The organism is Catenuloplanes japonicus, from assembly GCF_000717135.1.
GTDB classification, from domain to species: Bacteria; Actinomycetota; Actinomycetes; order Mycobacteriales; family Micromonosporaceae; genus Catenuloplanes; species Catenuloplanes japonicus.
In genome coordinates this window covers 86,651-112,259 of sequence record NZ_JNXY01000023.1, presented here as the reverse complement: position 1 = coordinate 112,259, position 25,609 = coordinate 86,651, and the positions used below count along the sequence as shown (strand labels likewise).

Here is a 25,609-nt window from a genome sequence, read left to right as displayed (position 1 = left end):
CTCCGTTCTCCTCTCACCGCAGGGCCGACCGGGCACCGGGCCCGGTCGCCGGGATGTGCAGGGCCTCGCTCCAGCGTGGATCGTCGCCGTCGGCGACCAGCGACGTGGCGTACCGGCTGTCGAACCAGGACAGCGCGAACATCGGCAGCAGGCACCAGATCGCCACGTGCTCCAGCGGCGAGTCGCCGGTCAGCGCCGCGACGACCACGATCACGAAGACGTTCGGGTACGTCATGGCGAGGTAGTCGTCGAGTGCCTGCAGGTGATTGCGGCGGCGCAGCAGCATCGCGAGCAGGCGCAGCCCGACCGCGATCCCGATCGCGACCGGACCGTACTCGACGAAGCTGCCCAGCTCGATGCGCAGCGAGACCAGCACGATGAACGCGGTCAGGATCAGCACGGCCACGTACGCGTTGCGTTCGCCGAACTTCGCGGTCCGGATCGGCGCCCGTAACCGCAGCTGCCGGACCAGCAGATAGGCCACGACCACGATGCCGGTCGCCGCGGACGCCGCGATGGCGACCGCCCGGACTGCGTCGTCCGGGACCGTCACGGCCAGCACCACGCCGAAGCCGGCCGCGGCGGCGAGCGAGGAGAGCAGTACGTGCGCGAACGCGGGCATGATCATGCCGCCCAGGCATCGGCTGACCGTCATCGCCACCACCGAGCTCGGCGTGGCGAGGAAGACGGCCACGATCGCGGCCGTGCGGTGCTGCTCCGGGCCGAGCCAGGCCACCACGCCGGCGGCCAGGACCGGCAGGCCGAGATAGCGGACCACCGTCGTGCGGATGATTCCGGGATCGGTGAGGAACTCGCGGGCCCGTTCCAGCTCGATCCGGCACATGGTGATCACGCTGGCCGCGACGAGCAGAGCCAGCAGCAGGTACGGCGAGGCTGAGAACCGCAGCCCGGCCAGATTCCCGAGCAGGCCCGCCGCCAGGCCCAGGCAGAAGACCAGCGGATGGTTGACGACGATCCAGTCGTAGAGCATGTTCCGGTGCCGGTTCTCCGTGCGCACGTACCGGTGGATGCGGTCGCCGTGCAGCAGTTGCGAGTTGGGCAGTCGCAGATCGAAGGCGTCGGCTTCGGTACGGCCGAGGATGAAGCGGCAGATCAGCTCCACCACGTACTTGTGCGAGACCACGCAGACGGTCTCGCCCCGCCGCAGCGCGGGCAGCAGCTCCTCGTCGTAGAATTCGCGGACCCGGCCGGCGAACTCCGCCGCGGTCTGCCCGCCGGTCATGGTGTCGCTGTCGCCGTTCATCGCCCGCTCGTACTCGGCCACGCCGTGCCGGCGCTGCAGGATGGCCTTGCACTGCAACGTGTAGCTGCCGAAGTCCCGCTCCATCAGCCGTTCGTCGAGCACGATCCGCGGGTCCGTAGCGGCGTCGGCGCCGAAGATGATGTCCGCGGTCTCGGACGCGCGGGCCAGCGGTGAGACGTAGATCCGGTCGAATCCGGTCCGCCGCCCGTCATCGGCGGCCTGGCGTGCCTGTGCCCGGCCGAGGAAGGTCAGCGGCGCGTCCCGGGTACCGGCGATGCGGTGCACGGAGTTGCAGGTGGACTCGCCGTGGCGGACCAGGTACAGATTCTCGAACAACTCGGTCATGCCACCTCCCGGGACGGGCGGACCTGTGTGGCGTACTGCGAGCGCCACTCGGCCAGCTGGGTGATGTCGCACATGGTGTAGGCGACGTGCCGCTCGACCAGCACGGACATCAGCGTCGCCGCCCGGCGCGCGCGGGCCGGGTCGATGCCCTGCGCCGTGAGCGTGGCGGTGAGCGCGTCGAGGTCGTCCTGGATCGCCTGCCGGTGTTTGGCGCGGTCCGAACCCGTCCTCGAGGTCAGGTAGGTCCGCAACGACGGGATCAGCGTGCCCTCGGCGTACGCCCGGATGTCCTTGATCTGTTCCTCGCTCTCGATGCCGAGACGGCCGGCGAGCCGGTCGACGCCGTGCCCGAGATCCCGGTGCGCGCCCTCCGCGACCGCGCCGTAGTCGGCCTCGCCCTCGTGCCGGACCCGGCGCAGCAACTCCAGGGCGGTGTCGAAGCACTGGTTGCGCAGCGTGCCGATGCTGAACACGAACGCACCCAGCCGTCCGCGCCGGGTGGTCTCGTCACCCTGGCGCATCGGGCCCACGCAATAGAGGTTCTCCGCAGGGTGGCCGTCGGCGTCGACGAGCTGACCATGTTCGCCGACCTCCACACCGCGGAAGGTGCGCTCCTGGGGAACCGCCAGCCGGTGCCGTCCCACCAGGCGGCTCCACAGCGGGTGCCGCACCCGCGAGCAGCATCCGCACGTCGCCGGGCGGGAGGCGTTGCAGCAGCTCGATGACGTACGGCTCCCAGGCCTTCATCACCCGTTCGGCGAACACGCCCTCGTCGCAGCCGACGCCGGCGGTCTCGCGCAGGTGCAGGTACTCGGCACGGACGCCGGCGACGACGGAGCCGGCGGTGAGCGTCTCGTCGTCCAGGAACGGTGGGCGGCGTACCGACCAGATGTCGTGCTGGTGGTCCGCCGGGTATGTGCCGTGCATGTGCCCGCCCCGCGAGACGATCGTGATCTGGCCTCGGTGCCCGGCGCCGACCAGCGACACCACGGTGTCGAAGGCGGACAGGGCGGAACCGACGATCAGCACCGGCGCGTCCGGGTCGAGGGCGTCGAACACGGCGCGGGCACCGGCCGCGTACGGGTCGGCCACGAACCGGGCCGAGCCCTGTACGCGGTGGTAGAACGGCCGGTACACCGGTTCGAGGTGCCCGGTGGCCAGCACCACGTGGTCGGCGTTCAGCGTGGCCGCCGTGGCCTCCGGATCGGCCGGTGTGTACTTGAGGACGAATCCGTCGCCGCGCGGCGTAAGGTCGATCGCCTCGCCGTGCAGCAGCGTCAGCTCGACGCCCGGCTGCGCGTCGGCGGCCGCGCCGTGCAGCCGCTCCTTCAGGTACTGGCCGTAGATGCGGCGGGGAACGACGCAGCTGACGCCGAAGACGTGGTACTTCCAGCGCTGCGGCCAGCCGGTGCGGTCGGCCTCCTCGTTTGCCCACTCCAGGAAGTCCTCCGGCCGTTCCCGCCCGAAGGTGATCCGCCCGGCCTGGATGTTGAGCATGTGGTCCCAGGTGGTGCCGGTCTCGCCGAACGCGATCCCGCCGTACCGGGAGCCGTCGTCCCGTTCGAGCAGGCAGATCTCCATCGGTGTGTCGGCGAACTGAAGCAGCCTGGTCGCGGTCAGCGTGCCGGAGAACCCGCCGCCGACGACGACGGTCCGCCTCCTGGGTTGATCGTGGTACGCATGCATGGCCTGTCCTCCGTCGAGATGGATGGATCGACGCCTTCGGCCCGCACTACCGGACGTGATTAATGACGCCGTAACCTTTGCGCAACAAACACGTCGGGGAATGCGTTCGAGCCGTTGCACAGCGTCGGACGAAAGAGCGACCGAGCGTGCAGATCATGGACGTTCCTGGATGCATTCATATTTGACGGCGGCGGTTATTGCCTTGACATCGGCGAATGCGGGCGGGATCCTGAATTGGTCGTTCCAGGATTGGGGTGACTTCTGTCCATGGCGCTCCACGGGGGAGGACCGGACTGTGCTGCACCCGCCCGATCCGAGGCAGGCTCGGACCATCGACGACTTCATCGTCGCTCTACGCCTGCTCAAGTTATGGTCTGGCAACCCATCCATCACGCAGATCGCGCGTGACGTCTGCCGGCTCTGGCGGGCCGCAGGACGACCCGATACGGAACTACCGGCCCGGTCGACCGTCGGCAACTGCTTCCTGACCGGCAGGCGGCGGCCGAATCTCGACCTCCTGGCGGCGGTGATAAACGTTCTCGCCGATGACGAGAACACCGCCACCCAATGGATCGGCGTTTTGCGCACAATCATGCAGGACGCGCAGGCCTCGGAACGCGTGAGAATAGACCACCGGATCCCGGTTGACATACCTGGCCAGATATCTCGGCGGCGAGCCGGTCAATGGGCGTTGCCCGGCGCGCACCAGGCCGTGCTCTTCACGGGGATGCCCGGCGCCGGCAAGACCACCGCCGCGGTCCAGCTCGGCCGGCAGGTGCTCGACGCGGCAGGCGGCAGGCGGCGAGTCCTCTTCGCGCACCTCCGCGGCCTCCACGACGGACCTCCGGCAGCACCGGACGCGGTCCTCGCGGAGTTCCTCCGGCTGCTGGGCATCCCCGCCGAATCCATACCCCACTCGCTTCACGCGCGGGCCGCCCTGTATCAGCGGACGGTGTCCGGCACCGGCGCCATGGTGGTGCTGGATGACGCCACGGACGCCGAACACGTCCGCGACCTGTTGCCGCGGACGCCCGACACCAGGGCCATCATCACCGCACGGCGCGGCCTCGATGGGCTTCCGGGCATTCACACCGTGTCGTTGCCGCCGTTCTCCCGAGGCGAGGCGCGAGACCTGATGCACGCCGTGACTGGCGATGATCCGCATCCCGACGCGGTCGGCCGGATCAACGACACCCTGGGCGGGCTGCCGCTGGGCCTCGCAGCCGTCGCGGAGCACATCCGGCAGCACCCGCACTGGCATCCGGACGACTACTCCGCCGAGGCCGTCATCGACATCGCGATGGAAGGCGGGGTCCGTGCCAGTCTCGCTCGCGCCGACCGTGAGCTGCCGGCTGACCTGCGCCGGCTGCTCCGCGTGCTGGCCCTGTATCCCGGGCCCGGATTCGGTGCCTCATCCGTCGCCGCGCTCACCGATCTGCGCCTGACGCCGGTCAGGGTTGGACTCGACGAACTCGTGGCCCGGCATCTGCTGCACACCGACGGAGCCGGCCGGTACGACCTGCATCCACTGGCGCGCCGGTATGCGGAGGAGCGCCTGCGCCTCGACGAGCCGTTCAGCTGGACGCTGCGGGCCCGTCAGCGCCTCGATCGGCACCAGGCCACCAGGCCGGCTCGTCCGGTGGCTTCCGGCCTGAGGCAGACGGCGCTCTCATGCTGAGCCGGCGGCATCGAGGAGTGCCGCTGGCCGGGGCCCGCCGAGCATGAGCAGGACACCGTCCACCATGGCATCCAGCTCCTGCGGATCCGCACCGGCGCGTGAGCGCACGTTGATGCCGTAGGCCATCAGCGCCAGCACGCCGGCCGCGTCCGCCGGCGTGAGAGCACCGGACAGCTGCCCGAGACGATCGGCGTCGGTGAGCGCCGCCAGCAATGCCCTCTGCAGCCGCTCGTGGTGGCTGTCCAGAATCTCCCTGACGTGTACGTCCTCGATGTCCCCGGCAGCCTGCGCGTTGGAGGCCAGGCAACCCCATCGGGCGAATTCACCGGTGGACCGCACCGCGATGAGCCGCACGAAGAACTCGCGGACGGCGGGAAGGCCCCGGCCGTCCGCGGCCAGCCGGTCGAAATTGGGCACGGACCGCTTCTGCAGGTAACTGCGCAGAGCGGTGACGTAGAGCGCCTGCTTGTCACCGAACGTCGCATACAGACTCGACCGGCTGACACCCGTCGCATCCACGATGTCCTGAACGCCGGTGGAGACCACCCCGTCCCGCCAGAACAGGCGGACGATCGTCTCCAAGGCGGCGTCCGGATCGAAGTGCTTGATATCAGGCACGTCTATACTGTGCCAGGCTCAGGGCTGCGTTCCAAGACGTCGGTGCGCGTGTCAGAGGCTGACGAACGGGCGATGATCCGATACGGCCAGCCTGGTGAAGAAGCTGATCATGTGCACGACGGCGCGGGCCAGTAGCCGGACGGGAACCGGGCGCCGGGAATCGTAGGCGACGCTCCAGAATGCGGGGATTCGTTTCATGCCCGCAGAATCCCTTTCCCTCCCGGACGGGTGCCACAATCCTGGACAATCCTGGACGCCGCGCCGCTGCCGAGGACCAGTCCCTCGACCGGGCAGCCCGCGACCGCCGGCCTCGGCCAGGCCGACGGCCCGGGATCTACACGGCGTTGCGGTGGAGTGCCGCGTGAAGACCGTCGTCGTCGCGTGCGCCCTCCCATTGGACGGAGACGCCACTTCCGGTCTCGGCCGCGGCGGCGGCCGACGGGTCGGTTCCGGGCAGCACCGGCAGGTTGGTCACGAGGAGGAATCCACCGTCGAGCCCGGAGTCGCGGGCCTGGTCTGCGGCCCGCTGTACGTCACGGAGCCCGATCGCCGTCCCCATCCGGCTCTTGATCCTCACGTTGACGACCCCGTTGCCGACCCGCACCCGGGCATCCACACCGTGCAGGCCCGGCCGGGCGGGCCAGCGCCGTTCGATGGAGCCGCCAACTCGCTCGATCGCCTCCAGTACCGCATCCGCGTAAGCGGTCTGTGCGGAGTGCCGGAGCCGGGAGGACGGGGCCATGGACGCGACGGCCTCGGCGACGGCGACCGCCACCTCCGGCGGCTGCTCCCTGATCGCACGATCGGCGATCGACGCGGCCTGCTGCTCCAGCAGGGCGAATTCCACACTGCTCTCACCGTGTGTGATGCGGCTGAGCGGGGTCCCCTGGATCCCCAGCAGGAGCAGCCCCGCGCCGATGATCAGGAGCACGCCGGTGCCGACCTGGTTGGTGGAGCGGAAGACGGCCCAGACGCCGGCCGCCTCCATCGCGAGCCCGAGGAGCACCGCCGCTGTCCGGGCGGTCATCGGAATCGGCTGGGCGGGCGGGCGGTCGCCGGCCGGGACCATGTCACGAGCGGGATCTTCCACCGGTTGAACAGTCACGGCGAGATCCTAGGAGCAGCCCGGAACGACGTCACCTGCGGCGTCGATCGCCGACGTGGCGGATGAGCCGTGACCTGCCCGGACGATCGTGCAGCACCGGTTGGCAGGCGGGTGCAACCGTGGTCAGGCACCGCGACCGTCACTGTTGTCCACTCCGTGGTGTCAGGCCGTCCCTGCGGGCCGGCAGCAGCTCGTACGTGAGCACGTCGTCGAGGATCAGCGACCTGGACCCCGGCTCGCGGAGGCCAGGCGCGCACGGTGGCTGCGATAGAGCCGGGTCCCGATCGGGCGACCGGCATGCCAGACGACGGCGGGCACTGCGGCGCGCAGGAGCCGGGCCTGCTCCTCGCTCGCTCCGTGCAGGGCCATGCCCATCATCAGCAGACGCTGCGCGAAGGTCACCTTGCCGAAGGACGCCTCGACGGTCGCCTTCCATTCGCGTTCGGTCAGGTGGCGATCGATGAGCGGCAGGATCTGCTCCTCCTCCAGCGCCAGATGCTCGTACAGCGCCGGCAGCAGGCGCTCCGCGACGACGGCGACGGCATCCCGGTCGGTGGCGTCGGCGGAGGCCCGCCAACGCCGGCCGCCTGCGGTGAGCGCCTCGAGCTCTCCATGGATGAAGGCGTGCTGCCGGTCCATCGTCTCGATGAGCGGTGCGATGTCATCGGGGCAACGCTCCCGCAGCCGTGGCCACACGTGGTCGTCCTCGCTGGTGTGATGGGCGTGCAGGAAGCCGACCATCATCAGGACGTGACCGGCGACCACGGCGGTGCCGTTCTCGTCACGCGCCGGCACGCCGGCGATCAGCCCGGGTAGAGCGCTGAACTCCCGCCGCATGGCGTCGTGCGCGCCGATCATGTCGCGGCTGTCGGCCATCTTCTCGTTGTGCATGGAAGCAGCTTCGACGCCGTACCTTGCAAACCGCCTACAACAGGGATACGGCGCGGCGGACGCGCCGTTTGCCGCCGTCGGTGGCATCGGCTTACATGGTGCGGTGCTGACGTTTGCGGTGCTGGGTGCGTTGGAGGTCCGTTCGGGCGATCAGCCGGTCGATGTCGGTGGCAGGCTGCCCCGCAGGCTGCTGGCGATGCTGATCGCCGCGGAAGGGCGGCCGGTCCCGGCGGACAGCTTGGCTGAGGGACTCTGGGGTGACCGCCGGCCACGCGATCCCGGAGGCGCCCTGCAGGTGTACGTCTCCCGGCTGCGGCGGGTACTTCCGGGCACGGCGTTGCAGCGATCCGCCGGTGGCTACCGGCTCCTCGGCGCCGACACCGACGTCGAGCGGTTTCGCGGCCACCTCGTCCGCGCCCGTGCGTTGGCGGCCGGTGGCCGCTGCGCCGAGGCGCACGAGGCCTTCGACGCGGCGCTGCGGTGGTGGCGCGGGATCCCGTACGAGGATCTGGCCGATGACGAGTCGACGACCGCGGTCCGCGCCGCCCTGGTGGAAGAGCGCGACAGCGCCCAGGAGGAGGGCGTCGCGGCGCTGCTGGCCACCGGCGACCACACCGGCACGGTGGCCATGCTCGAGCTTCTGGTGCACGCCGCTCCGTACCGCGAACGCCGTTGGCAGCTGCTGGCGCTGGCGCTCTACCGTGCGGGACGTCAGGCCGAGGCCCTGAACTCGGTACGCCGGGTCCGGACCCTGCTGGCCGAGGAGCTGGGTGTCGACCTCGGACCGGAGTTGCGGCAGCTCGAAGGCCGGATCCTGACGCAGGACCCGACCCTGGCGGACATCGGCGTCACGGCCGCGACGCCCGGTGATCGTCCGCTGTCGTCGTTCATCGGTCGTGACGCCGATCTGGCCCTGCTGGACCGTCTCGTCGGCACACATCGGCTCGTCACCGTCGTCGGGCCGGCCGGGTCGGGCAAGACCCGCCTGGCCGTGGAGTGGGCCGGGCGTGACGCCGTCGTCCGGCTTGCCGACGTGGCCGATCCCGCCCACCTGGTCTCGGCGGTCGCCGCGGGGGCCGGCATCACCGGGTTCGCGGAGGACCCGTACGACGCGCTGATCAAGCGGCTGCGCCTGCGCGGAGGACCCCTGGTGCTCGACAACTGCGAGCACCTCGCCGGTGAGGTGGCCCGGCTCGTCGTCGATCTGCTCGATCGGATTCCCGCGTTGCGGGTGGTGGCCACGAGCCGCAGCCCGCTCGGCGCCGACGGTGAGCACACCCTGCCGCTCGGGACACTGGCTGTCGAGGATGCCGTGACGTTGCTGATCGATCGCATCCGCGCGGGCCAGCCCGGCTGGTCGGAGCAGGACGCCGACCGCCGGGATCTGCGTCGTCTCGCCGACGCGCTGGACCGGCTGCCACTGGCCCTGGAACTGGCGGCGGCGCGGGTACGGACCCTCGGGGTGCGGGCACTGATCGAACATCTGGACGACCGATTCACCGTGCTGGGCCGGATCCCGCACGGCACGATGACCCCGCACGCGACGTTGCAGGAGGCCGTCGCCTGGAGCTTCGAGCTTCTCTCCGGTGACGAGCGTGGCCTCGCGGTGCGGCTCTGGCCGTACGAGGGTGGCTTTCCCCTGGAGGCCGTGGCCGCTGCCGGGCTCGGCGCGCTCGTCTCGCTGGTCGAACAGTCCGTGGTCACTGCCGAGACCGGCGGCGGCACGGCGCGCTACCGGATGCTGGAGACGATCCGGGCGTACTGCCGGTCCGTGGACGGAGATCCGGCGGCGACCCGGGCCGCCCACGCCGCCTGGGTCCGCGAGCTGGTCGTCCGGGCTGCGGGCGATCTGCAGGGCGTCCGGTCCGCGGCCACGATGGCGATGCTCCGTCTGGAGTTGCCGAACCTTCGCGCGGGCCTCGCGCACGACCTGACGCATGCCCCGGTCGAGGCCTTGCGTACGGCCGCGCGGCTCATGTGGTTCTGGATCCGTAGTGGCCTGCTCGCGGAGGGTGGCCGGATGCTGGCCGCCGCCCTGGCCGCCGCGCCGGACGCCCCGCTCGGCGACATCGTGCGGGCCCAGGCCTCGTCGGCGGGCCTGTTGTACTTCACCGGCGACGTCACCACGGCGCGGCGCATCCTGTCCGAGGCGTTCCTGGCGGTGGGCCCGGAACCGGGGCATCGCAGCCTGCTCGCCGAGGTCCGCTACTACCAGGCTCTGGTCCAGCTGCCGGGAGGCGATCCGGCGATCGCGCTGACCGCGTCGGCCGAGGCGCACGCCATCGCCACCGAGACGCAGACCTCCTGGCTGATCGCGGCCACCGAAATGGCGTGGGGCGCCGCCCTGGTCATGGCCGGCCGGATCGCCGAAGGCCGGCACCGGTTGCGGGCCGCCGTGCACCTCGCCGACGCCTCCGGGCGGGTCTGGACGGCAGCGCTCAGCGAGCTCATGCTGGCCCAGACCCTGGTCGACGCAGGGGACGGCGAAGCGCTGCCGCTGCTGCGGAACTCGCTGCGGCGCTTCCTCGACGAAGGCGACCTGAGCAACCAGCTGGCCGTCCTGCACAACGGGGCCCTGGCCCTGGACGCGGCCGGGGATGCGGCCGGCGCCGCGCTGCTCCGCGACGTCGTCCATTCTCACCAGGCGCGCAGCGGCATCCGCCCGGCCGGCACCTACCTCCAGCCGATCGTGCCGGACGGCTGGTACGAAGGCGCCCCGGCCGCACAGCCGCCGACACTCGATGACGCCGTCACCGTCCTCACCGCACCGGGGCGCGCTGTCTGACGGTTGCAACCTGGCGGTTCGGGCATGTGGCCAGGATCCGGGGCGAGCCGGTCCACGGCCCGCGCAACGTCGGCACCCTCTCCTGCCGAGGCGCGTCTCGATGCGCATCGGTATCGGACCATCCGATCATGTCCGTGACGTCCACGCCCGGTGATCCCGCCCGGCCCGTCGCGCAGAGCCGGAACACCGCCCCGGAACGCGCCGCGCGGCGTTCGGCTGCACGTCGCCACGGGTGCCGAGGGTCAGGATCAGAACCTTCATGCGCGCACGATCACATCGTGCCGACCAGGATTCCCGGCTCACCGACCGACAGTGTCCGCCCGGAGCTGCCGCCACGGGTACGCCGCGACGGCGTGAGAACCGGTTTGTCAGGCAGCGCTTGTGGAGGAGCTGTGGACGCCGGCCGGATCGGGCGGCCCGGCCAGCAGACTCGCGCGCAGCAGCTGGTCGCGGACCGGCAGCGCGTGTCGCACCCGGGTCATCCGCGCGGCCAGGCCGGCCACCCGGGCCAGGCGCTGGGTGATCGGGCGGCGCTCCCGGTCGTACCCCGTGAGGCCGGTCTGGATTGTCGGGTGTGTGCGAACGCAAGCGGCGAGCGTGACCGCGTCGATGATGGCCTCGCAGGCGCCGCGGCCGAGGTCCGGCGTCATCGCGTGCGCTGCGTCGCCGATCAGCGCGACGCGTCCGTGCACGAAGGACGGCAGTGGCGGCGTGACGTACACGTCGTGGCGCAGCACGGTCCGCTCGTCGAGTGCCTCCAGGACGCCGCGCACCGGATCGGCCCATCCGCCGAACAGTCGTCGCAGCGCCGCGACCTCCCGCCCGGGGCTGAAGCTGCGCTCGGGCGCGGGTGCGGTGGCGAACCAGTTGGTCCGCCCGCCCTCCTGCGGTGTCACGCCGAACTTGATCCCGCGCCCCCACACCTCCGCGAACGTGTCGGTCGGCCTGTCGTCGACGACGCCGCGCCACGCGGTCCCGCCGGAGAAGCGCGCCGACACCCCGAAGATCTTCTCGCGGGTACGGCTGAAGACGCCGTCCGCGGCCACCACCAGCTCCGCGTCGACGTCGGCGTCGGCCGTCTCGCCCGCGCGCAGCTCCGCCCCGGCCCGTGCGGCGGCCCGGTGCAGGATGCCGAGCAGCGCGGGGCGGGAGATCAGGTGCACGTCGTCGCCGGTGCGCCGCCGCAGCCGGTCCATGTCGAGCGTGACGATGCGGGAGCCGTCCGGCCGCAGGAACGCGCCGGCCCGCTGCGGTCTGCCGACGGCTCGCACCTCGTCGCCGACGCCGATCGTGTCCAGCGCGCGCAGCGCGGACGGCCACATCCCGAGCGCGGTGCCGGTGACCGGCGGCGCCGCATCCCGTTCGTGGACCGTGACCCGCCGGCCGTCGCCGCGCAGCGCGATCGCCGCCGTCAGCCCGCCGATGCCGCCACCGATGATCACCGCGTGTCTCGTCATGCTCTCGACCGTACAACATCTGTAGTTGATTTACTACGCCCGTAGTGATCGGCTAGGCTGGGCGCGTGCCGTCCCGTCAAGAGCAACTCCTCGACGCCGCCATCGACGTCCTCGGCACGCAGGGGACACGCGCGCTGACACACCGGGCCGTCGACGCGGCCGCCTCGATGCCGGCCGGCTCCGCGACGAATTACTTCAAGACCCGCGACGCGCTGGTGAGCGCCGTCGTCGCCCGCTTCGTCGCGCGGGACCGGGCGGCCTGGCAGGCGATCGCCGGATTCGTGCAGCCCACGTCCGCGGATGGGCTCGCGGCCGCGCTGACCGGCTACGTCCGGCGCGCGCTCGGGCCGGAACGCGCGGTGACCGTGGCGCGCTACGCACTGTTCGTCGAGGCCGCACTGCGCCCCGAGCTGCGCGCGCCGCTCGCCGTGTCAGCCCAGGAGCTGCGGACCTGGGCGTCCGACCGGCTGCGCGCGATCGGCTCGGCCGACCCGGACCGCGAGTGTGCCGCGCTCCTCGACTACGTCGACGGCCTGCTCCTGCACCAGCTGTCGTTCCCGGGGCCGCCGGAGGCGCTGGAGCCCATGATCACGCGGGCCGTGCACGAGCTGTGCCCGACCGTCACCTCCGGCTGACGCACGTCACGGGCAGGTCTCCACGAAGATCGCCACCTGCTCGAAGAGCGCGCGATGCTGCGGGCTGCGACGGCTCAGATCCTGCAGCTCACGGATCCACCCGGTGCGCCCGCTGCGCGGCAGGTAGGCCGAATGCTGGTGGATCACGCGCTGTACCTCCTCCAGCGGCGCCCCCTCGACACCGGCCGTGATCGCGCCCAGGATCGCCCGGCCGGCCCCGTCGTCCAGCGGCCCCTTCGTCAGGTCGATCAGGTCGGCCAGGCCCTCACCCCGGGTCTCGGCACCCCTTTCCAGCAGCGACGGTACGGCCGAGAGCGCCGACTTCCCGGCCCCGAGGTAGTCGTAGGCGGCCTCGGCCAGCCCCGCGTCACCGCGCCCGTCGATGCGCAGGATCGCGGCCCACCCGGCGAACAGGTCCGGCTGCGTGGCCAGCCCGGTGACCGAGAGCGTTCTCAGGGCTGAGCCGTGCGCGGCCAGGATGTCCCGGATCGCGGCCACGTCGTCCAGCGGCGTGGACAGCAGATCGGCGAGCCGCTCGTCCACCTCCACCGGCCGTGGCGCCCGGGTGCGACCGGCACGTGCCACCGCGGTCAGGAGATCGCCGGTCACGGCCGGCGACGGCGGCGCGACCTGCCGCCCGCCCGGGTCCCGGGCCACCCACGGGTTGTCCAGGTTCAGGCCGAACCCGCCGGAGCCGAGCGCGGCACGCGGCTGCTGGACGGTCGCGAAGTCGTAGCGGTCCAGCAGCGCGGTGACCGCGGGCGGCGGGTCGCCGCGGACCACCACGATCGGCGCCGGACCGCCCGCCCGCTGGTTGCGCTGGTGCTGGAAGAGCAGCCACTCCAGCCGATGGAGCTGACCCGGCGACGGCGGCGCGGACGGCCGGTCCGTGGCGATCAGCACCACCGGCGCGTCCACCGCGGACGCCGCGGCCGCGATCCGGGTCAGGAAACCGCTGGTCAGCGCGCCGGCGCGGCCCACCACGTCGACCGTGCGCCCGGTGTCGCCGAGCGGGATCGGGTGGACGCCGGCGACGTGCCGGATCGGGCGCAGCCGCGTGCCGCCCGGCCGGCGGGCCGCGATCTCGCCGATCCAGGCGGTCAGGTCCGTGCCGTCCTCGACCGGGTGGAGCGTGATCCGGTCCGGGGCGGCCGGCAGGAGCGCGGCGCCGCCGGTGGCCGGGTCCAGCACGGACAGCCCGGTGTGGTCGTGGACCGCGAGCAGGACCGCGTCACCGGCCGTCACGAACGCGCGGGCCCCCGGCCGGTCCAGCGCCGCCAGCAGGTCACCGTAGCCCGCGACCGGCACACCGGCCGTCTCCGGCAGGTCGCGGGCGTCGAGCGGGCGGCGCAACCCGGCCAGCGCGACGCCGTGCGCGTGGGCGGCGAGCGCGGCGGGCAGCCCCAGGCGCACGCCGCCGTCGCCGTCGAGGACCACCCGCGCCGGTGGGTACGGCATGGTCAGCACCGCGGCCAGCGCCTCCGGGCCCGCCTCGGCATACGCCCCGGTCGCCCGGTGCCGGGCCGGCGTGACCCAGAGGATCTCCGCGTCCGCGACCGTGGTCAGCTCCCAGGCGGCGGTGAGACCGATCAGCCGGGCCGGGGCGATCGGCGGCTCGCCCGCCGGTGACGGCCGCAGGTCCGCGCGGGCGATCTCGATCGGCAGGCCGGCGAGGTCGGCGCGCGCCGCGGCCTGGAGCAGCGTCAGGCCGTGCGGGTCCAGCGGCCGGAGCACGACCCGGTCCGCGGCCTCGGCGGGCAGGCCGCGCAGGTACTGGAACAGCACGGCGCGGCCGCGGTTGCCGCGCGGGCCGTCCGCGCCGGCCAGCCCCGCGTCGATCTCCGCACCGAACGACACGTAGGTGTGCCCGGCCCGGCCGGGCATCGTGGCCAGCCGGCGTACCCGCGGATCGGTGTTGCGGGCCGAGATCGGCTCGGTGTGGACGTGGACGCCGCTGCGGGTCGGCAGGACGTGGTCGACGCAGATCGCGGCCTGGTGCCGCGGCGAGAGAGACAGTTCCATGCGGGTCCGTTCAGCAGTTGGACAGCGTGTAGGTGATCGCGTCGAGGACCGCGGCGCGCTCGCGTTCGACCGGATCCGGCGACGCCCGGAGCCGGTCGCGGAGGAAGTCCAGCCGGCCCACCCAGGCGGTCCGGTCGATCGGGTCGAGGCAGTCCTCCCGGAGCGTCCCCGGCCGTACGCCGGTCACCCGGCCCACCCGCGCGGTGAGCTCGCCCAGCAGCGCGGCCGCGTCGTCGAGCAGTCGGGCGCCGGGCGCCAGCATCAGGTCCGCGACCACCTCGAAGATCCGCGCGTTGGCCCGGTCCAGCGCGTTCACGGCGGCGGTCCGGGCCAGCGACGTGGTCTCCCCGGGGGTGAGCTGACCGGCCACCATCAGCTGGAAGAGCAGACCGTCCATCCGGAACCGGTCGCGGCGCGCGCCACCGGCGGAGGTCAGGTAGTCGTAGACGAACGTGGCCGGTGCCGGGCCGTGCACGGCCGCGTCGTAGGCCGGCTCGACCTCCAGGAACGACACGGCCGCGGGCGTCAGCCGGGTCTCCGGCACCCCGCCGGCCCGGTCCGCCATCGACAGCGCGGTCAGGAAGCCGGGCAGTCGCGGGTCGTCCGGGTACCGCTCGACGATCGCCCGCAGCTGGTCCAGGACGTCACCGGTCCGCAGCGCCACATCGTGTTCCCGCTGGTACGCCTCTGCCGCGGCCCAGTCCGGGCGGGTGAGCCACTCGGCCAGCGGGCGGATCTGCCGCAGGCCGGGTGCCGGTTCCGGCGGCGCGACCGCGAACATCTCCGGATGCGGTGCCGCGGCCTCGGCACCGGACCAGGTGGCCCGCCACACCCGGGAGAAGACGTCCATGCCCTCCTGCACGACCGGCACGTTCCAGGCGCGGACGACCTCGGCGAACGCGTCGCGCGTGACCCGGGTGCCGAGCGTCGCGGCCACGATCGGGGTCTCGCCCAGCCACGCGTGGCCGCGCAGCGTCCGGTCGAGCCGGGCGACCGCGTCGAGCGCGGCCTCCTGGCTGCCACCGAGGTGGATCGCCACGACCGGGCCGCCGGCCGCGCCGCGTACCGCGTGCTGGATCCGGTGCAGTGTCTTTTGCGCGTCCGCGCCGGTGAAGTCGCCGAGCGTGTGCACCTGCCGGTCCAGTCCGGCATCCGGTGCGGACACCGCACCGGTGATCGGCGAGGTGTCCACGCCGGTGCCGGGGATGCCCATGAACCGCAGCCGCACGCCGGGGCCGGGACGGGGCGCACGTGCCCGCGCACCGGTCTGCGGATCGTAGAACGCGACACCGTCGTGCGGGCCGTGCCCGGCGCGGGCCGGCGCGACACGCGTGGCCAGGAAGACGTGGCTCTGCCGGCCCGGTCCGCCGGCCGCGATCACCGTGCCGGTCGCGCCGGTCTCGCGGAGCGCGGCCGCCACGGTCGCGGTCCCGCCGACGTCCAGCATCGGGCTGCCGGCCCAGGAGGGCAGCAGGGACACCTCGGTCGCGACCGACGGCAGGGCCTGGTAGCGGCGGCCGGGCTCACGCATCTGGGAGACGGCCGCGATCGTCGCCAGCACGCAGTTCGTGGTCCCGCCCGGCCCGTTGATGTCGCGCAGCCGCGGGAAGCGCTCCAGCAGCAGGTCCACGTCCCGCTGCGTGCCCACCGGCTCCCAGTCCGACATGTCCGGTCCGGCCGCGCCGCTCGCCAGCCGCTCGTCGTCGGTGACGGCCGCCGCGGGCACGGTGCCGGCGATCTGCACCGCCCGGGACCAGGCGTCGGCGAAGTTCCGGTCAGGCAGCTCCGTCACGTCCCGGCCGTGGTAGAGCGCCCAGCCGGACACCTCGCTCATCGCGCGCTGGAATCCGTGCTTGCCGTCCTCGTCGCCGTGCTGCCGTACCTGGGCGAGCACCCAGCGGCCGGTGGCCTCGGCCAGCCGCTGCGCCGCGACCCGATGGTCGTCGCCGATCAGCGCCACCCCCCGGTCGGCCGGGAGCGAGTCCAGTTCCCGCCGGATCATGGCGGTGGTGCGCCCGCCCACCCGCGGCCCGGCGCCGGTCGTCGCGCCCCGGCCGATCAGCGCGACCCACCCGGGCAACACCGGCACCTCCCGGGCCGCGCGGTGGTCCGCCTCGGTGGTGTTGTCGCTGCCCAGGAACCGGCCCGCCGGCACCTCGTGCGAGGACCGCAGGTCGGACAGCGGGATGCGCACCTGCACGGTGGCCGCCACGTACACGGTCGACGTCACCGTGTCCGACTCGTGGACGCGTCTGGCCAGACCGGCCACCTTCTCGAAGGCGGTGGCGATTCCCCGGCCCACCCGGCCGAAGCCCCGCCCGACCGGGCCGGGAATAGCGCCGAGCGTGCTGCTCACCAGCCCGCCGAGCGTCCGGCCGGCACCGGTCAGCGTGTCGGCGATCTCGGCGACCGCGCGCGGGGTGGTGCCGGTGACCTCGTACAGCACGTCCCGCTCGCGCAGCACGTGCGGGACCTTGGCCTGCGGTGCGCCGTCCTTGTCCGGGGCGAGGCGCTGGCCGCGCCGGTCCGCGTGCGACACGCCCGCGGCCGAGCTGATCCGTTTGCCGCCCTCCACGGACAGGCCCGGGTAGATCGCGTTCAGGATCGTCTGGTTGCCGGGCGCGCCGCCGTACTCCGGGCGCACCGAGTAATAGCCGCCGCCGTCGGCGTCGCGGCGGGAGAGACCGCCTTTCTCGCCTCCGTCCACGGGCCGGAGGAACGACTGCATCGGCGCGAGGGACAGGTTGAAGAGCTGCGTCGTGCTCGCGGACGCGGTGGTGCCGGACGCGTAGATCGGGAAGTACTCCATCACGGCCGGCGCGAGCTCGGTGGGCGTGAACGGGACCGCCCGGCCGTGCTCGTCGAGCACCCGGTCGGACAACACGCGCCACGGGCTCGCCCGGACCGGCTTGATGTCCAGCGTCAGCTCGTGCGCCAGGCCCCAGGTGTGGTTCAGCAGCGTGTGCCGTACCCCGCCGCGGCTGGTCAGCGCGTACGCGTTGCCGCCGCCGACCTCGCTGTCCAGGAAGTCCTGCAGGTCCGGCAGGTAGGCGGTGGGCAGCACGGCCGCGGCCGCGTCGGCCAGCTCGTGCGCGGCGCTGAACCGGTTGACCCGGAACCGCTCGTTCAGGCCGTCGAACGGCTGCCAGCGGCCGATCTCGTCCGCCCTGAAGTGCGTCCGCCCTCCGGCCGCACGCACCATCTGTTCGTCGTCCGGCGCACGCGTGAACGCCTCCGGCGGCGCGGTGGTGGGAAGCACGGTGGCGGCGGCGCGTACCGGGGTCTGCCGGAACAGGGTCGGCAGGCGGTCCTGCTCGGCCGGCGGCTGCGGGGCCAGCCGCTGCCTGGTGCCGTCCTCCCTGAGGAACTCCAGCGTCACGTTCGCCGGCCGCCACCGCGGTGCCGGCGCCGGGGCGGCACGGCCGGTGGCGGCGGTCCACGCCGCGCTGACGCCCGCGAACGATATCGGCAGAGCCACCGACGGCAGCCACTCCTTCATCGGCGTCACCGTGACCCGCACCGCGACCTCCATCGGCACGGTGGCGCGGGCCACGTTGCCGGCGGACTTCACCGCGGGACGGTTGACCTGCTGGTCGCGCTGGGTGAAGCCGCGCTGGTGCTGCCGGCGCGCCTCGACCGACCCTGTGCCGCCGGTCAGCCGCAGCTTCTTGTCCGGCTTCGGCCTCGGGTGCGCGGTCGCCGTGAGCACGCCGTCCAGATTGGACCGGCTCTGGCCCTGCGAGCGCTGCCGGTGCGTACCCGACAGGTGGTAGGCCTCCAGGTCCGCGCCGTCGACCGGGGTGCCGTAGAGCTCGGTCGGGTGTGCGGTCGCCGGGGCGCCCCGGTAGCGCGCCGCGGGCCGGGCGATCGTCTCCACCTCGGCCACCACCTGGCCGTAGCCGGTGTCGACCACCTGGGACACCCGCCCCAGGCGTACCGGCGCGTCGGTGTCGCCCGCGCTGAAGAACCGGCGGACGCCGGTGCGCGTGCCGATCGACGAGGTCAGCGTGCTGATCGCCTCGTAGAAGCCGGCCGTGTAGGTGGCCGAGCCCGGCGTCAGCACGCCCGGCAGCTCGCGGGTGACCGCCGCCACGGCGTCGTCGAACAGCGCACGCGCCGGGTCGTTCAGCCGGACGTCGAGCACGGACGTGTCGCCCAGGCCCTGCCGGGCCGAGATCCGGCGCGGCAGGTAGCGGACCTCGGTGCCGGCCGGCGGCGCCGCGCCCGGCACGGGGAACAGCGTGTTCTTGGCATCGATGATCGCCTGGCGCAGGTCGGCCGGCAGATTCCGGATGAAGGTCCGGACCGGCCGGCCCTGGTCGTCGCGGTCCCCGACCTGCAATGGGCGCTGGTCCCCGGCCGGCCAGGTCCGCTCCAGCTCGTGCCAGATCGTGGCCAGGTCGTTGATGCTCACCAGAGCCTCGATCGCGTCCGGCACGTCCAGCGCGAACCTGCGGGACTCCGCCGGGTCCCGGCCGACCGCGGACGCGGCGCTCAGCACCGGGTTACGCGCGCCGAACGTCGCGGTGCCGACGAACGTCACCGGCACCGCGATCGAGTACACCGGCAACTCGTAGTCGTTGACCCGGTAGTCGCCGCCGAGCGCGGTTCTCGAGTCGCCCTCCCCGCGTCCCCGCGACACCCGCGCCTGCCCGCCGCCGGCGCCGTGCGCGCCGGAGAGCCCGCCGCCGCCACTGCTCGTGCGGTTGACGTCGTGCTGATGACCGAGCTCGTGGCCCTCGTGCAGCTGGGTGCCGTCCTCCACGTAGGTGTCCCGGTTCGCGCCGTCGCGCACCGGCAGCAGGCGTGGCAGGCCGCTCACGTACCCCTGAAGCTCGTTGCGCCCTTCCACGTCGGAGACCGCGCCCGGCTCGAGCGGCTGCTCGGTGACGTGTGACCCGCGCATGACCTGGTCGATCACGGCGATCAGCCGGGCCTCACTGAGGAACACCCGCCGGGCCTGCGCGGACATCGTCGCCTCGCTGCCCGGGGAGTTGCCGAACAGGCCGGGGAAGAACCGGGTGCCGTAGATCCCGTGGGTCAGACGATGGAACTCGCTGTTCAGTCGTGCGGAGCCGCGTACGCCGCTGACGCCGGACAGGTTCGGCAGCGTCGGCCCGGACGCCAGCCCGATGCGATCGATGTCCTCGAACGCCCGCAGCGCGAGGGGAGCGCGTACCTGGGGCTGGTCGAGCACCCTCATGTCCGGGATCCACGCCTCGACCGTGGCCGTCTGCCCGGGGCCGTCGCCGACCCGGTAGCGGGCGAACGGCGTGTCCGCGCCGGCCCGGTAGATCTCCGCGTTCAGGTCCATGGTGACGGTGAACTTGTGCACCGGCTGGCCCGCGCTGCTGGACAGGATCACCGACCGGGCCCGCGCCTGCCCGCTGATCGAGCTGACCGTGTCCTCCGCCGCCACCCCGATCGGTGTGCCGCTGATCGAGGCCGTGTTGAGCACGTGCGGGGGAATGTTCTTCTCGAGGAACTCCGGCACGTCCTCGGGTTTCAGGCCCTCCGGGATGGCCGGCGCCTTGACCAGCGGGACGTTGCCGGACAGGTCGGCGGTCCCGCGCTTCGAGGTGACGTGCTGCCGGACCGTCTCCCGCCGCATGAACGTGTCCACCGAGACGTTCATCCGCAGCTCGGGCGTGCTGCCGCCGTGGACCGGTGGCGCGCCGGCCACCTGACGCGCCGTGTAGTGCACCCACACCTGGTCGGTGCCCTGCTTCCCGTACGGCACCCAGAGCCCGGTGCCGCGCAGCTCGTCCGCGTACGCCTCCCGGTAGAAGCTCGTGCTGGTGTCCAGGAAACGGCGGAAGTTGATCGCCTGTGTCTCGTCGCCGGCACCGTCCCGGGCGAGATAGCCCTCGGCCATCAGCTTCTGCCGCACCCAGTCGTCCACGCCCACCGCCGCGGCGCCCCGCTCCTCGTCATTCACCGGCGGGCCCGGCCGGAAGAAGGAACCGGGCATCCGGAAGCTCGGGTCGTCCGGGTCCGGGGCCCGGGTCGGCGCGGACAGCGTCAGGTTCTGGTAGACGACCATGCCCGGCGCGTCACCGTCCACCACCCCGGCCGGCGGATGCAGCGCCGTCGACGCGCCGGTCGGCGTGTACCGCAGGTACCGGACCCGCGCGCCCGCCCGGTTGATGGCCCGGCCGTCCCATTCGTCGCGCTTGCTGCTGTCACCCGGGGTGAGCAGCTCAAGGGTGTAATGGATGTCCAGGTCGGCGACCATGCCGCGCTTGACCCTGCCGTCCCAGGTGTCATCGGTGTCGCGGCCGGCCCGCAGGCCACGGCCCAGGTCCGAGCTGGTGCCGGTGTTCGTACCCTGGACGACGGCCCGGCCGATCGCACCGCCGAACGAGAAACCCATCCAGCCGTACGTACCGGCGGCCGTGGTCTGCTCGATCGGCTTCCAGATCTTGGTGGCGCCCAGGTTCCCGCCGAACTCGAGGCCGTACCGCGACCGGGCCGTACCCCGCTCCTGCATCTTGACCTGGTGATAGATGCCCATCGTGTTGTACGTGCTCTGGGTGACGATCCGGCTCCCCACGCCCTCGGTCGGGACCGCCTTCAGCCGCAGGACACCGATCTCGTTCCCGTCGACGTCTCGCAGCGGGTTGGACAGCAGACCCTCGCGCCGCAGCCGGAGCAGGCTGGAGTGCGTGTTGCCGAAGCCGCTGAACTCCAGCACCTCACGCTGCGAGTCCGGGTCGAGCCGCAGGCCGTCGTTACCGGCAAGCCCCGGCAGGCGGCGCAGGATCTCCGGGCCGACCGAGCCCGGATCGTGGAGCGAGTCCAGCGACATCATCGCCTGGCTCAGCTGTTCGGCGTTCGGCAGCGCGGTGGGGTCGGCCGGCGGCCGGGGCACCGCGATGTGGTCGGGAAAATGCACGACCACCGGCGTGCGGACCGGATCGTCCGCCGGGGCGGCCCGCACCGTAGGCAGGTCGGCGGCAGGCTCGACCGACGCCCTCCACCCCACCGTGTACGAGTGCGCGTGCCCGGACCCGCGCATCCGTTCCAGCGTGCCCTGTCCCATGCCCAGGTCCACGGCCGTCGTCCGGGTGGACCGCCCGGCCGTGTACCGCGCCGTCCCGCCCACGTTGAGCACCCGGAACGGCCCCTTGGTCAGCGGCACGAACCACGGCAGCGTCACCGGCACGTCGCGGAAGTTCGACGACTGCTGGCCGGAGACGTTCGACGACGCGTGGTACTTGAGGCTCTCCGCCTGGATCATCGGCGACGTCGGGTGGTCCGGCAGCACGTCCGGCTGGTTGTCGCGGGTCATCGTGGCCCACAGCGTGACCCGCAGCGCGTGCGCGCCGGTGCCGATCACGCGCGTGCTGCCGGAGGTGCCGATCGCGCCGGCCAGGTCGCCGACCAGCGCGATCTGCGTGGTCATCCGGTCGACCTCCTCGCGCAGCGCGTCCCGGTGCTCCGCGTCGGCGACGGCCTCGACGTGCCGGCGGACCAGGTCCCGGACGTGGTCCGCGTCGTCGGACTCGATCAGCACCTCGGTCCGTACACCCAGATAGCTGTGCGCGCTCCCGTCGAACCGGGTCAGGTCCCGATCTTCCGGCGGCCGGAACGCGGCGTCCTCCGCGACCGCCACCGCGTGCTGGTCCGTTAGCTCCCGTTCGGCCTCCCGGGCTGCCGTCAGCCGGCCGAGGAGTCCGTCGAGCACCGTCTCCAGCTCGGCCGGAAGCGGGTGATTCTCGTAGGCCTGCTGAGCCGCCCGCAGCTCCGCCTCCGCCAGAGCTGCCGCGGCCTCGAGCTCGGTGAACAGCGCCAGCCGAGTCCGGGCGTTCTTGGCCTTGAACTCGCGCAGCGACGTCTCGCCGACGACTGTTTCGATCTCCCCGTTGATCCGGTTGATCTCGCTCTTGTCCGGCTCCGGCCCCTGGCTCGCGCCGAACTGCTGCAGCGCGTTCTGCCATGCGGTGTGGGCAGCGGCCAGGTCCTGTCGCAGGTCAACGAGCCTGCGGTTCGCCCGGTCCGGCGCCGCCACCTGGTCGCGCAGCTCCTGCAGATTCTCGGGCAACCTCTGCAACAGCGCCTGATGGGCTTCCGTCGCGGTGCGAAGCCGGTCGTTCGCGTCCTGCGCGGCCGTGATGAGCCGCTGGTGGTCGGTCAGCGCCGTCAGCGCCGCCGCGGTCTCCTCCACGGCCCGCGCGGCTTGCGTCTCGAGCGCACTACCGCGGGCTGCGGCCGCCTCCGCCAGCTGCATCAGCCGGGCGGACGTCGCTCCCGCCGGTGGGACCACCTGGGCCGGGGGAGCGGGCACCGGTCCGGCCACCGGAGCCAGCGCCTGCGCCGCGAACCCGGCCAGCCGCGCGTACTGCTCGGGATCCCGCATGCCCGCGACGTCCGCCGCGCCCGGATCGACCGGCCGCGAATCGCGCACCGCCGCCGGAGTCCGCCGCGGCGCCGCCTCGATCGGCGTCACGTCCACCCCGGTCCCCGGAATCCCGACGAACCGCAGCCGGGACGGCCGCAGTGGCGCCGCCGCGCGAGCGTCCGTCTGCGCGTCGTAGAACGCGACGCCGTCCATCGGATCCGACGGGTCGGCGATCGCCGTCACCCGCCGCGCCACGAACACGTGACCTGGCTGCCCGCGCTCCGCGTCCACGACGACCAGCCCGGTCGCACCGGGTACCGGCAGCGCGGCGGCGATCGTCGCCATCCGGTCGGTGTCCAGCATCGTGCCGCCGTCCACCACGGCCGTCAGGATGCTCACGTCGCTGACCACCATCGGCACGGCCCGGAACGCCTGCCCCCGGTCCAGCATCTGCGACACCGCCGCGATCGAGGAGATCACGCAGTTGGTGAGCCAGCCCGCGTCCGCGGCCGGATCGCGGTCCGCGTTGAGGCCGCTCAGCTCCGGGAACTGCGTGCGCAGCAGGTCCACCGCGTCGGCCCGGCCCACCGGCTGCCAGCGTGTGAGCGTCGCGGCCAGGCCCCGCGGCAGCACCCGTGCGAACGCGCCGTCCGCCGCCGGGCGCCCCTCCTCGTTCACCCGCACGACCCGCGCGGACGGCTCCATCCACGGCCGGTACGGCACGCTGACCGGCACGCCGACGCTGTCCGCCGCGTCCAGCCAGAGCGTCAGCGCGTCCGGTTCGCCGGGGACCGTGGCGATCCGCGCGGTCTGGTCCGCCGGCAGGTCGTCGATCACCCGGCGTACCGCGGCCAGCGCGTCCGGGTCGGCCAGCGCGTCCCGGCTCAGGAAGATCGCCGGCCCGGCCTCTCGCGGCGCCTGCATGGCGTGGGCGAACGCCACCAGGTCGATCGGCACGTCCATCCCGTACGGATGGAAGTACGCGCCGCTCCCGGTCGGGATGAGCCGCCCGTCCGGGCAGAGTGTCCCGGGGTCGAAGACCAGCGTGCCGGCCAAACCGCCCTCCCTCATCGGGGCAACGGAGTGACGTAGGCCACCCGCACCCCCGATGACGACCGAGTGTCAGGATCGGTTCACCGTAAGTTTGTTAACAATTCCATCTCATCAGATCACCGGAATGTCACGCCGGCGGACTATCCCGGCGTCGCGACAGATACGCCACCTCCGCGCTGTTCCCCGCCAGCCCGATCGCCCGGTCATACGCCGCCCGCGACTCCGCACCCCGCCCCAGCCGCCGCAGCAGATCGGCGCGCGTCGCGTGGAACGCGTGATACCCCGACAGCCCCGCCTCCAGCCGATCGACCGCCGCCAGCGCCACCTCCGGACCGTCCAGCTCCGCCACCGCCACCGCCCGGTTCAGCGCCACCACCGGCGACGGATCAAGGCCCACCAGCAGGTCATACAGCGCGACGATCTGCGACCAGTCCGTGTCCCGCACGTCCCGCGCCGACGTGTGCACCGCATTGATCGCCGCCAGGATCTGATAGCGCCCCGGCGGCACCCCCGACGCCAGCCGCTCCCGCATCAGCCGGTGCCCCTCCGCGATCAGCGCCGCATCCCACGCGCCACGGTCCTGCTCGTCCAGCGTCACCAGCTCACCGCCCGCCGACACCCGCGCCGTCCGTCGCGCCTCGGTGAGCAGCATCAACGCCAGCAGCCCCGCCACCTCGCCGTCCTCCGGCAGCAGCACCCGGATCAGCCGGGCCAGCCGGATCGCCTCCGCCGTCAGATGCGCGCGCACCGGATCGCTGTCGGGCCCGCTCGCCAGGTATCCCTCGTTGAACACCAGGAACAGCACCGCCAGCACGCCGGACACGCGCGCCGGCAGATCCGTCGCGCCCGGCACCCGATAGGGGATCCGCGCCGCCTTGATTTTGGCCTTCGCGCGCGTGATCCGCTGCCCCATCGCGGTTTCCTGCACCAGGAACGCGCGCGCGATCTCCGGCACGGTCAGCCCGCCGATCATGCGTAGCGTCAGCGCGATCCGGGCCTCCATCGCCAGCGCCGGGTGACAGCAGGTGAAGATCAACCGGAGGCGCTCGTCGTCGATCGGCCCGGGAGGCTCCGGCGGACTGTCGTCGTACACCATCTGCGCCTCTCTCTGCTTGTCATCCCGCTTGTTCTCGCGCCGCAGCCGATCGATCGCACGCCGATTCGCCGTCATGGTCAGCCAGGCCGCCGGATTCGGCGGCACACCGTCCCCCGGCCACCGCTCCACCGCGACCGCGAACGCCTCCGCCGCCGCCTCCTCCGCCACGTCCAGATCACCGAACCGCCTGGTCAGCCCCGCGACGATCCGGGCCCACTCATCACGGTGGGCCCGGACGATCGCCTCCGCGACGCTCACTCCCCGAAGAACGGCCGGACCTCGATCCGCCGGTTGCAGGCGCGCGACCCCTCCGCCCCGAGCTTGAGCGCCACATCCAGATCCGGCGCCTCGATCACCCAGAACCCGGCCAGGTACTCCTTCGTCTCCGCATACGGCCCGTCCGTGACCAGCGGTTCCCCGTCCCCGCGGTTGTCGATCACCGTGGCCGTGCTCGGCCAGTTCAGCCCACCGGCGAACACCCAGTGCCCCTCCGCCCGCAGCCGATCGTTGAACACGTCGATCGCCGCCATCTCCTCCGCCGGAGCCAGCTCAAACGTGTCGTGAAGCACCGAAAGCAGATACTGCATCGCACCCATCTCCTTGCTCGTCCTCAGGCATCTTTCACCCTGCCAA

At 72.7% G+C, this 25,609-nt stretch carries 15 protein-coding genes; 3 read left to right on the top strand and 12 right to left on the bottom strand.

Going from position 1 to position 25,609, the window contains the following annotated elements:
* Positions 1-13: 13 nt before the first annotated feature.
* The 3 genes from OP04_RS50240 to OP04_RS28930 are packed head-to-tail and all read right to left on the bottom strand — an operon-like array spanning position 14 to position 3,295.
* The gene (locus OP04_RS50240; RefSeq protein ID WP_051799283.1) at positions 14-1,609 is read right to left on the bottom strand and encodes a histidine phosphatase family protein; all 1,596 of its coding nucleotides are present in this window, start codon (positions 1,607-1,609) and stop codon (positions 14-16) included.
* Positions 1,606-2,130: a hypothetical protein gene (locus OP04_RS28935; protein WP_157240507.1), complete on the bottom strand. Its 525-nt coding sequence runs from the start codon at positions 2,128-2,130 to the stop codon at positions 1,606-1,608. The genes OP04_RS50240 and OP04_RS28935 overlap by 4 nt, the downstream gene beginning before the upstream one ends.
* The gene (locus OP04_RS28930) at positions 2,117-3,295 is read right to left on the bottom strand and encodes an FAD/NAD(P)-binding protein (protein WP_033343023.1); all 1,179 of its coding nucleotides are present in this window, start codon (positions 3,293-3,295) and stop codon (positions 2,117-2,119) included. The genes OP04_RS28935 and OP04_RS28930 overlap by 14 nt, the downstream gene beginning before the upstream one ends.
* A 295-nt stretch (positions 3,296-3,590) precedes the next feature.
* On the opposite strand from OP04_RS28930, the gene OP04_RS28925 reads away from it, so the two are divergent.
* Positions 3,591-4,973 (top strand): ATP-binding protein, encoded by a 1,383-nt coding sequence (locus tag OP04_RS28925; RefSeq protein WP_157240504.1) that lies wholly within the window; start codon positions 3,591-3,593, stop codon positions 4,971-4,973.
* On the opposite strand, the gene OP04_RS28920 is transcribed toward OP04_RS28925, so the two are convergent.
* From OP04_RS28920 to OP04_RS28910, 4 genes are all read right to left on the bottom strand, one after another.
* Entirely contained in the window at positions 4,965-5,591 is a 627-nt protein-coding gene (locus OP04_RS28920; protein ID WP_051799281.1) for a TetR/AcrR family transcriptional regulator, read from the bottom strand. The genes OP04_RS28925 and OP04_RS28920 overlap by 9 nt on opposite strands.
* Before the next feature lie 51 nt (positions 5,592-5,642).
* Complete coding sequence (locus OP04_RS54860; RefSeq protein WP_198154017.1) at positions 5,643-5,789, bottom strand: hypothetical protein; 147 nt, start codon at positions 5,787-5,789, stop codon at positions 5,643-5,645.
* Positions 5,790-5,925: 136 nt separating this feature from the next.
* Positions 5,926-6,696 (bottom strand): hypothetical protein, encoded by a 771-nt coding sequence (locus OP04_RS28915; protein ID WP_157240502.1) that lies wholly within the window; start codon positions 6,694-6,696, stop codon positions 5,926-5,928.
* A gap of 216 nt (positions 6,697-6,912) precedes the next feature.
* The gene (locus tag OP04_RS28910; RefSeq protein WP_033343021.1) at positions 6,913-7,587 is read right to left on the bottom strand and encodes a hemerythrin domain-containing protein; all 675 of its coding nucleotides are present in this window, start codon (positions 7,585-7,587) and stop codon (positions 6,913-6,915) included.
* 103 nt (positions 7,588-7,690) lie between these two features.
* Here OP04_RS28910 and OP04_RS28905 point away from each other — a divergent pair, with 103 nt between their 5' ends.
* A complete protein-coding gene (locus tag OP04_RS28905) occupies positions 7,691-10,372 on the top strand; it encodes an AfsR/SARP family transcriptional regulator (RefSeq protein ID WP_198154016.1) in 2,682 nt (893 codons plus the stop codon).
* Positions 10,373-10,740: 368 nt separating this feature from the next.
* On the opposite strand, the gene OP04_RS28900 is transcribed toward OP04_RS28905, so the two are convergent.
* A complete protein-coding gene (locus tag OP04_RS28900; protein ID WP_051799280.1) occupies positions 10,741-11,829 on the bottom strand; it encodes an FAD-dependent monooxygenase in 1,089 nt (362 codons plus the stop codon).
* A 65-nt stretch (positions 11,830-11,894) separates the two neighbouring features.
* Between OP04_RS28900 and OP04_RS28895 the strand changes: the two genes are divergently transcribed.
* Positions 11,895-12,464: a TetR/AcrR family transcriptional regulator gene (locus tag OP04_RS28895; RefSeq protein WP_033343020.1), complete on the top strand. Its 570-nt coding sequence runs from the start codon at positions 11,895-11,897 to the stop codon at positions 12,462-12,464.
* Positions 12,465-12,470: 6 nt separating this feature from the next.
* Here the strand turns inward: OP04_RS28895 and OP04_RS28890 are convergent, their stop codons facing one another.
* From OP04_RS28890 to OP04_RS28875, 4 genes are all read right to left on the bottom strand, one after another.
* On the bottom strand, positions 12,471-14,486 hold the full coding sequence (locus OP04_RS28890) for a hypothetical protein (protein ID WP_033343019.1): 2,016 nt from the start codon (positions 14,484-14,486) through the stop codon (positions 12,471-12,473).
* A gap of 10 nt (positions 14,487-14,496) precedes the next feature.
* Complete coding sequence (locus OP04_RS28885; protein WP_198154015.1) at positions 14,497-23,898, bottom strand: hypothetical protein; 9,402 nt, start codon at positions 23,896-23,898, stop codon at positions 14,497-14,499.
* A 109-nt stretch (positions 23,899-24,007) separates the two neighbouring features.
* Positions 24,008-25,234, bottom strand: coding sequence for an RNA polymerase sigma factor (locus OP04_RS28880; RefSeq protein WP_033343017.1), 1,227 nt, complete (start codon positions 25,232-25,234; stop codon positions 24,008-24,010).
* Positions 25,231-25,563 (bottom strand): YciI family protein, encoded by a 333-nt coding sequence (locus OP04_RS28875; RefSeq protein ID WP_033343075.1) that lies wholly within the window; start codon positions 25,561-25,563, stop codon positions 25,231-25,233. Before OP04_RS28875 ends, OP04_RS28880 begins: the two co-directional genes overlap by 4 nt.
* Between the last annotated feature and the right edge of the window lie 46 nt (positions 25,564-25,609).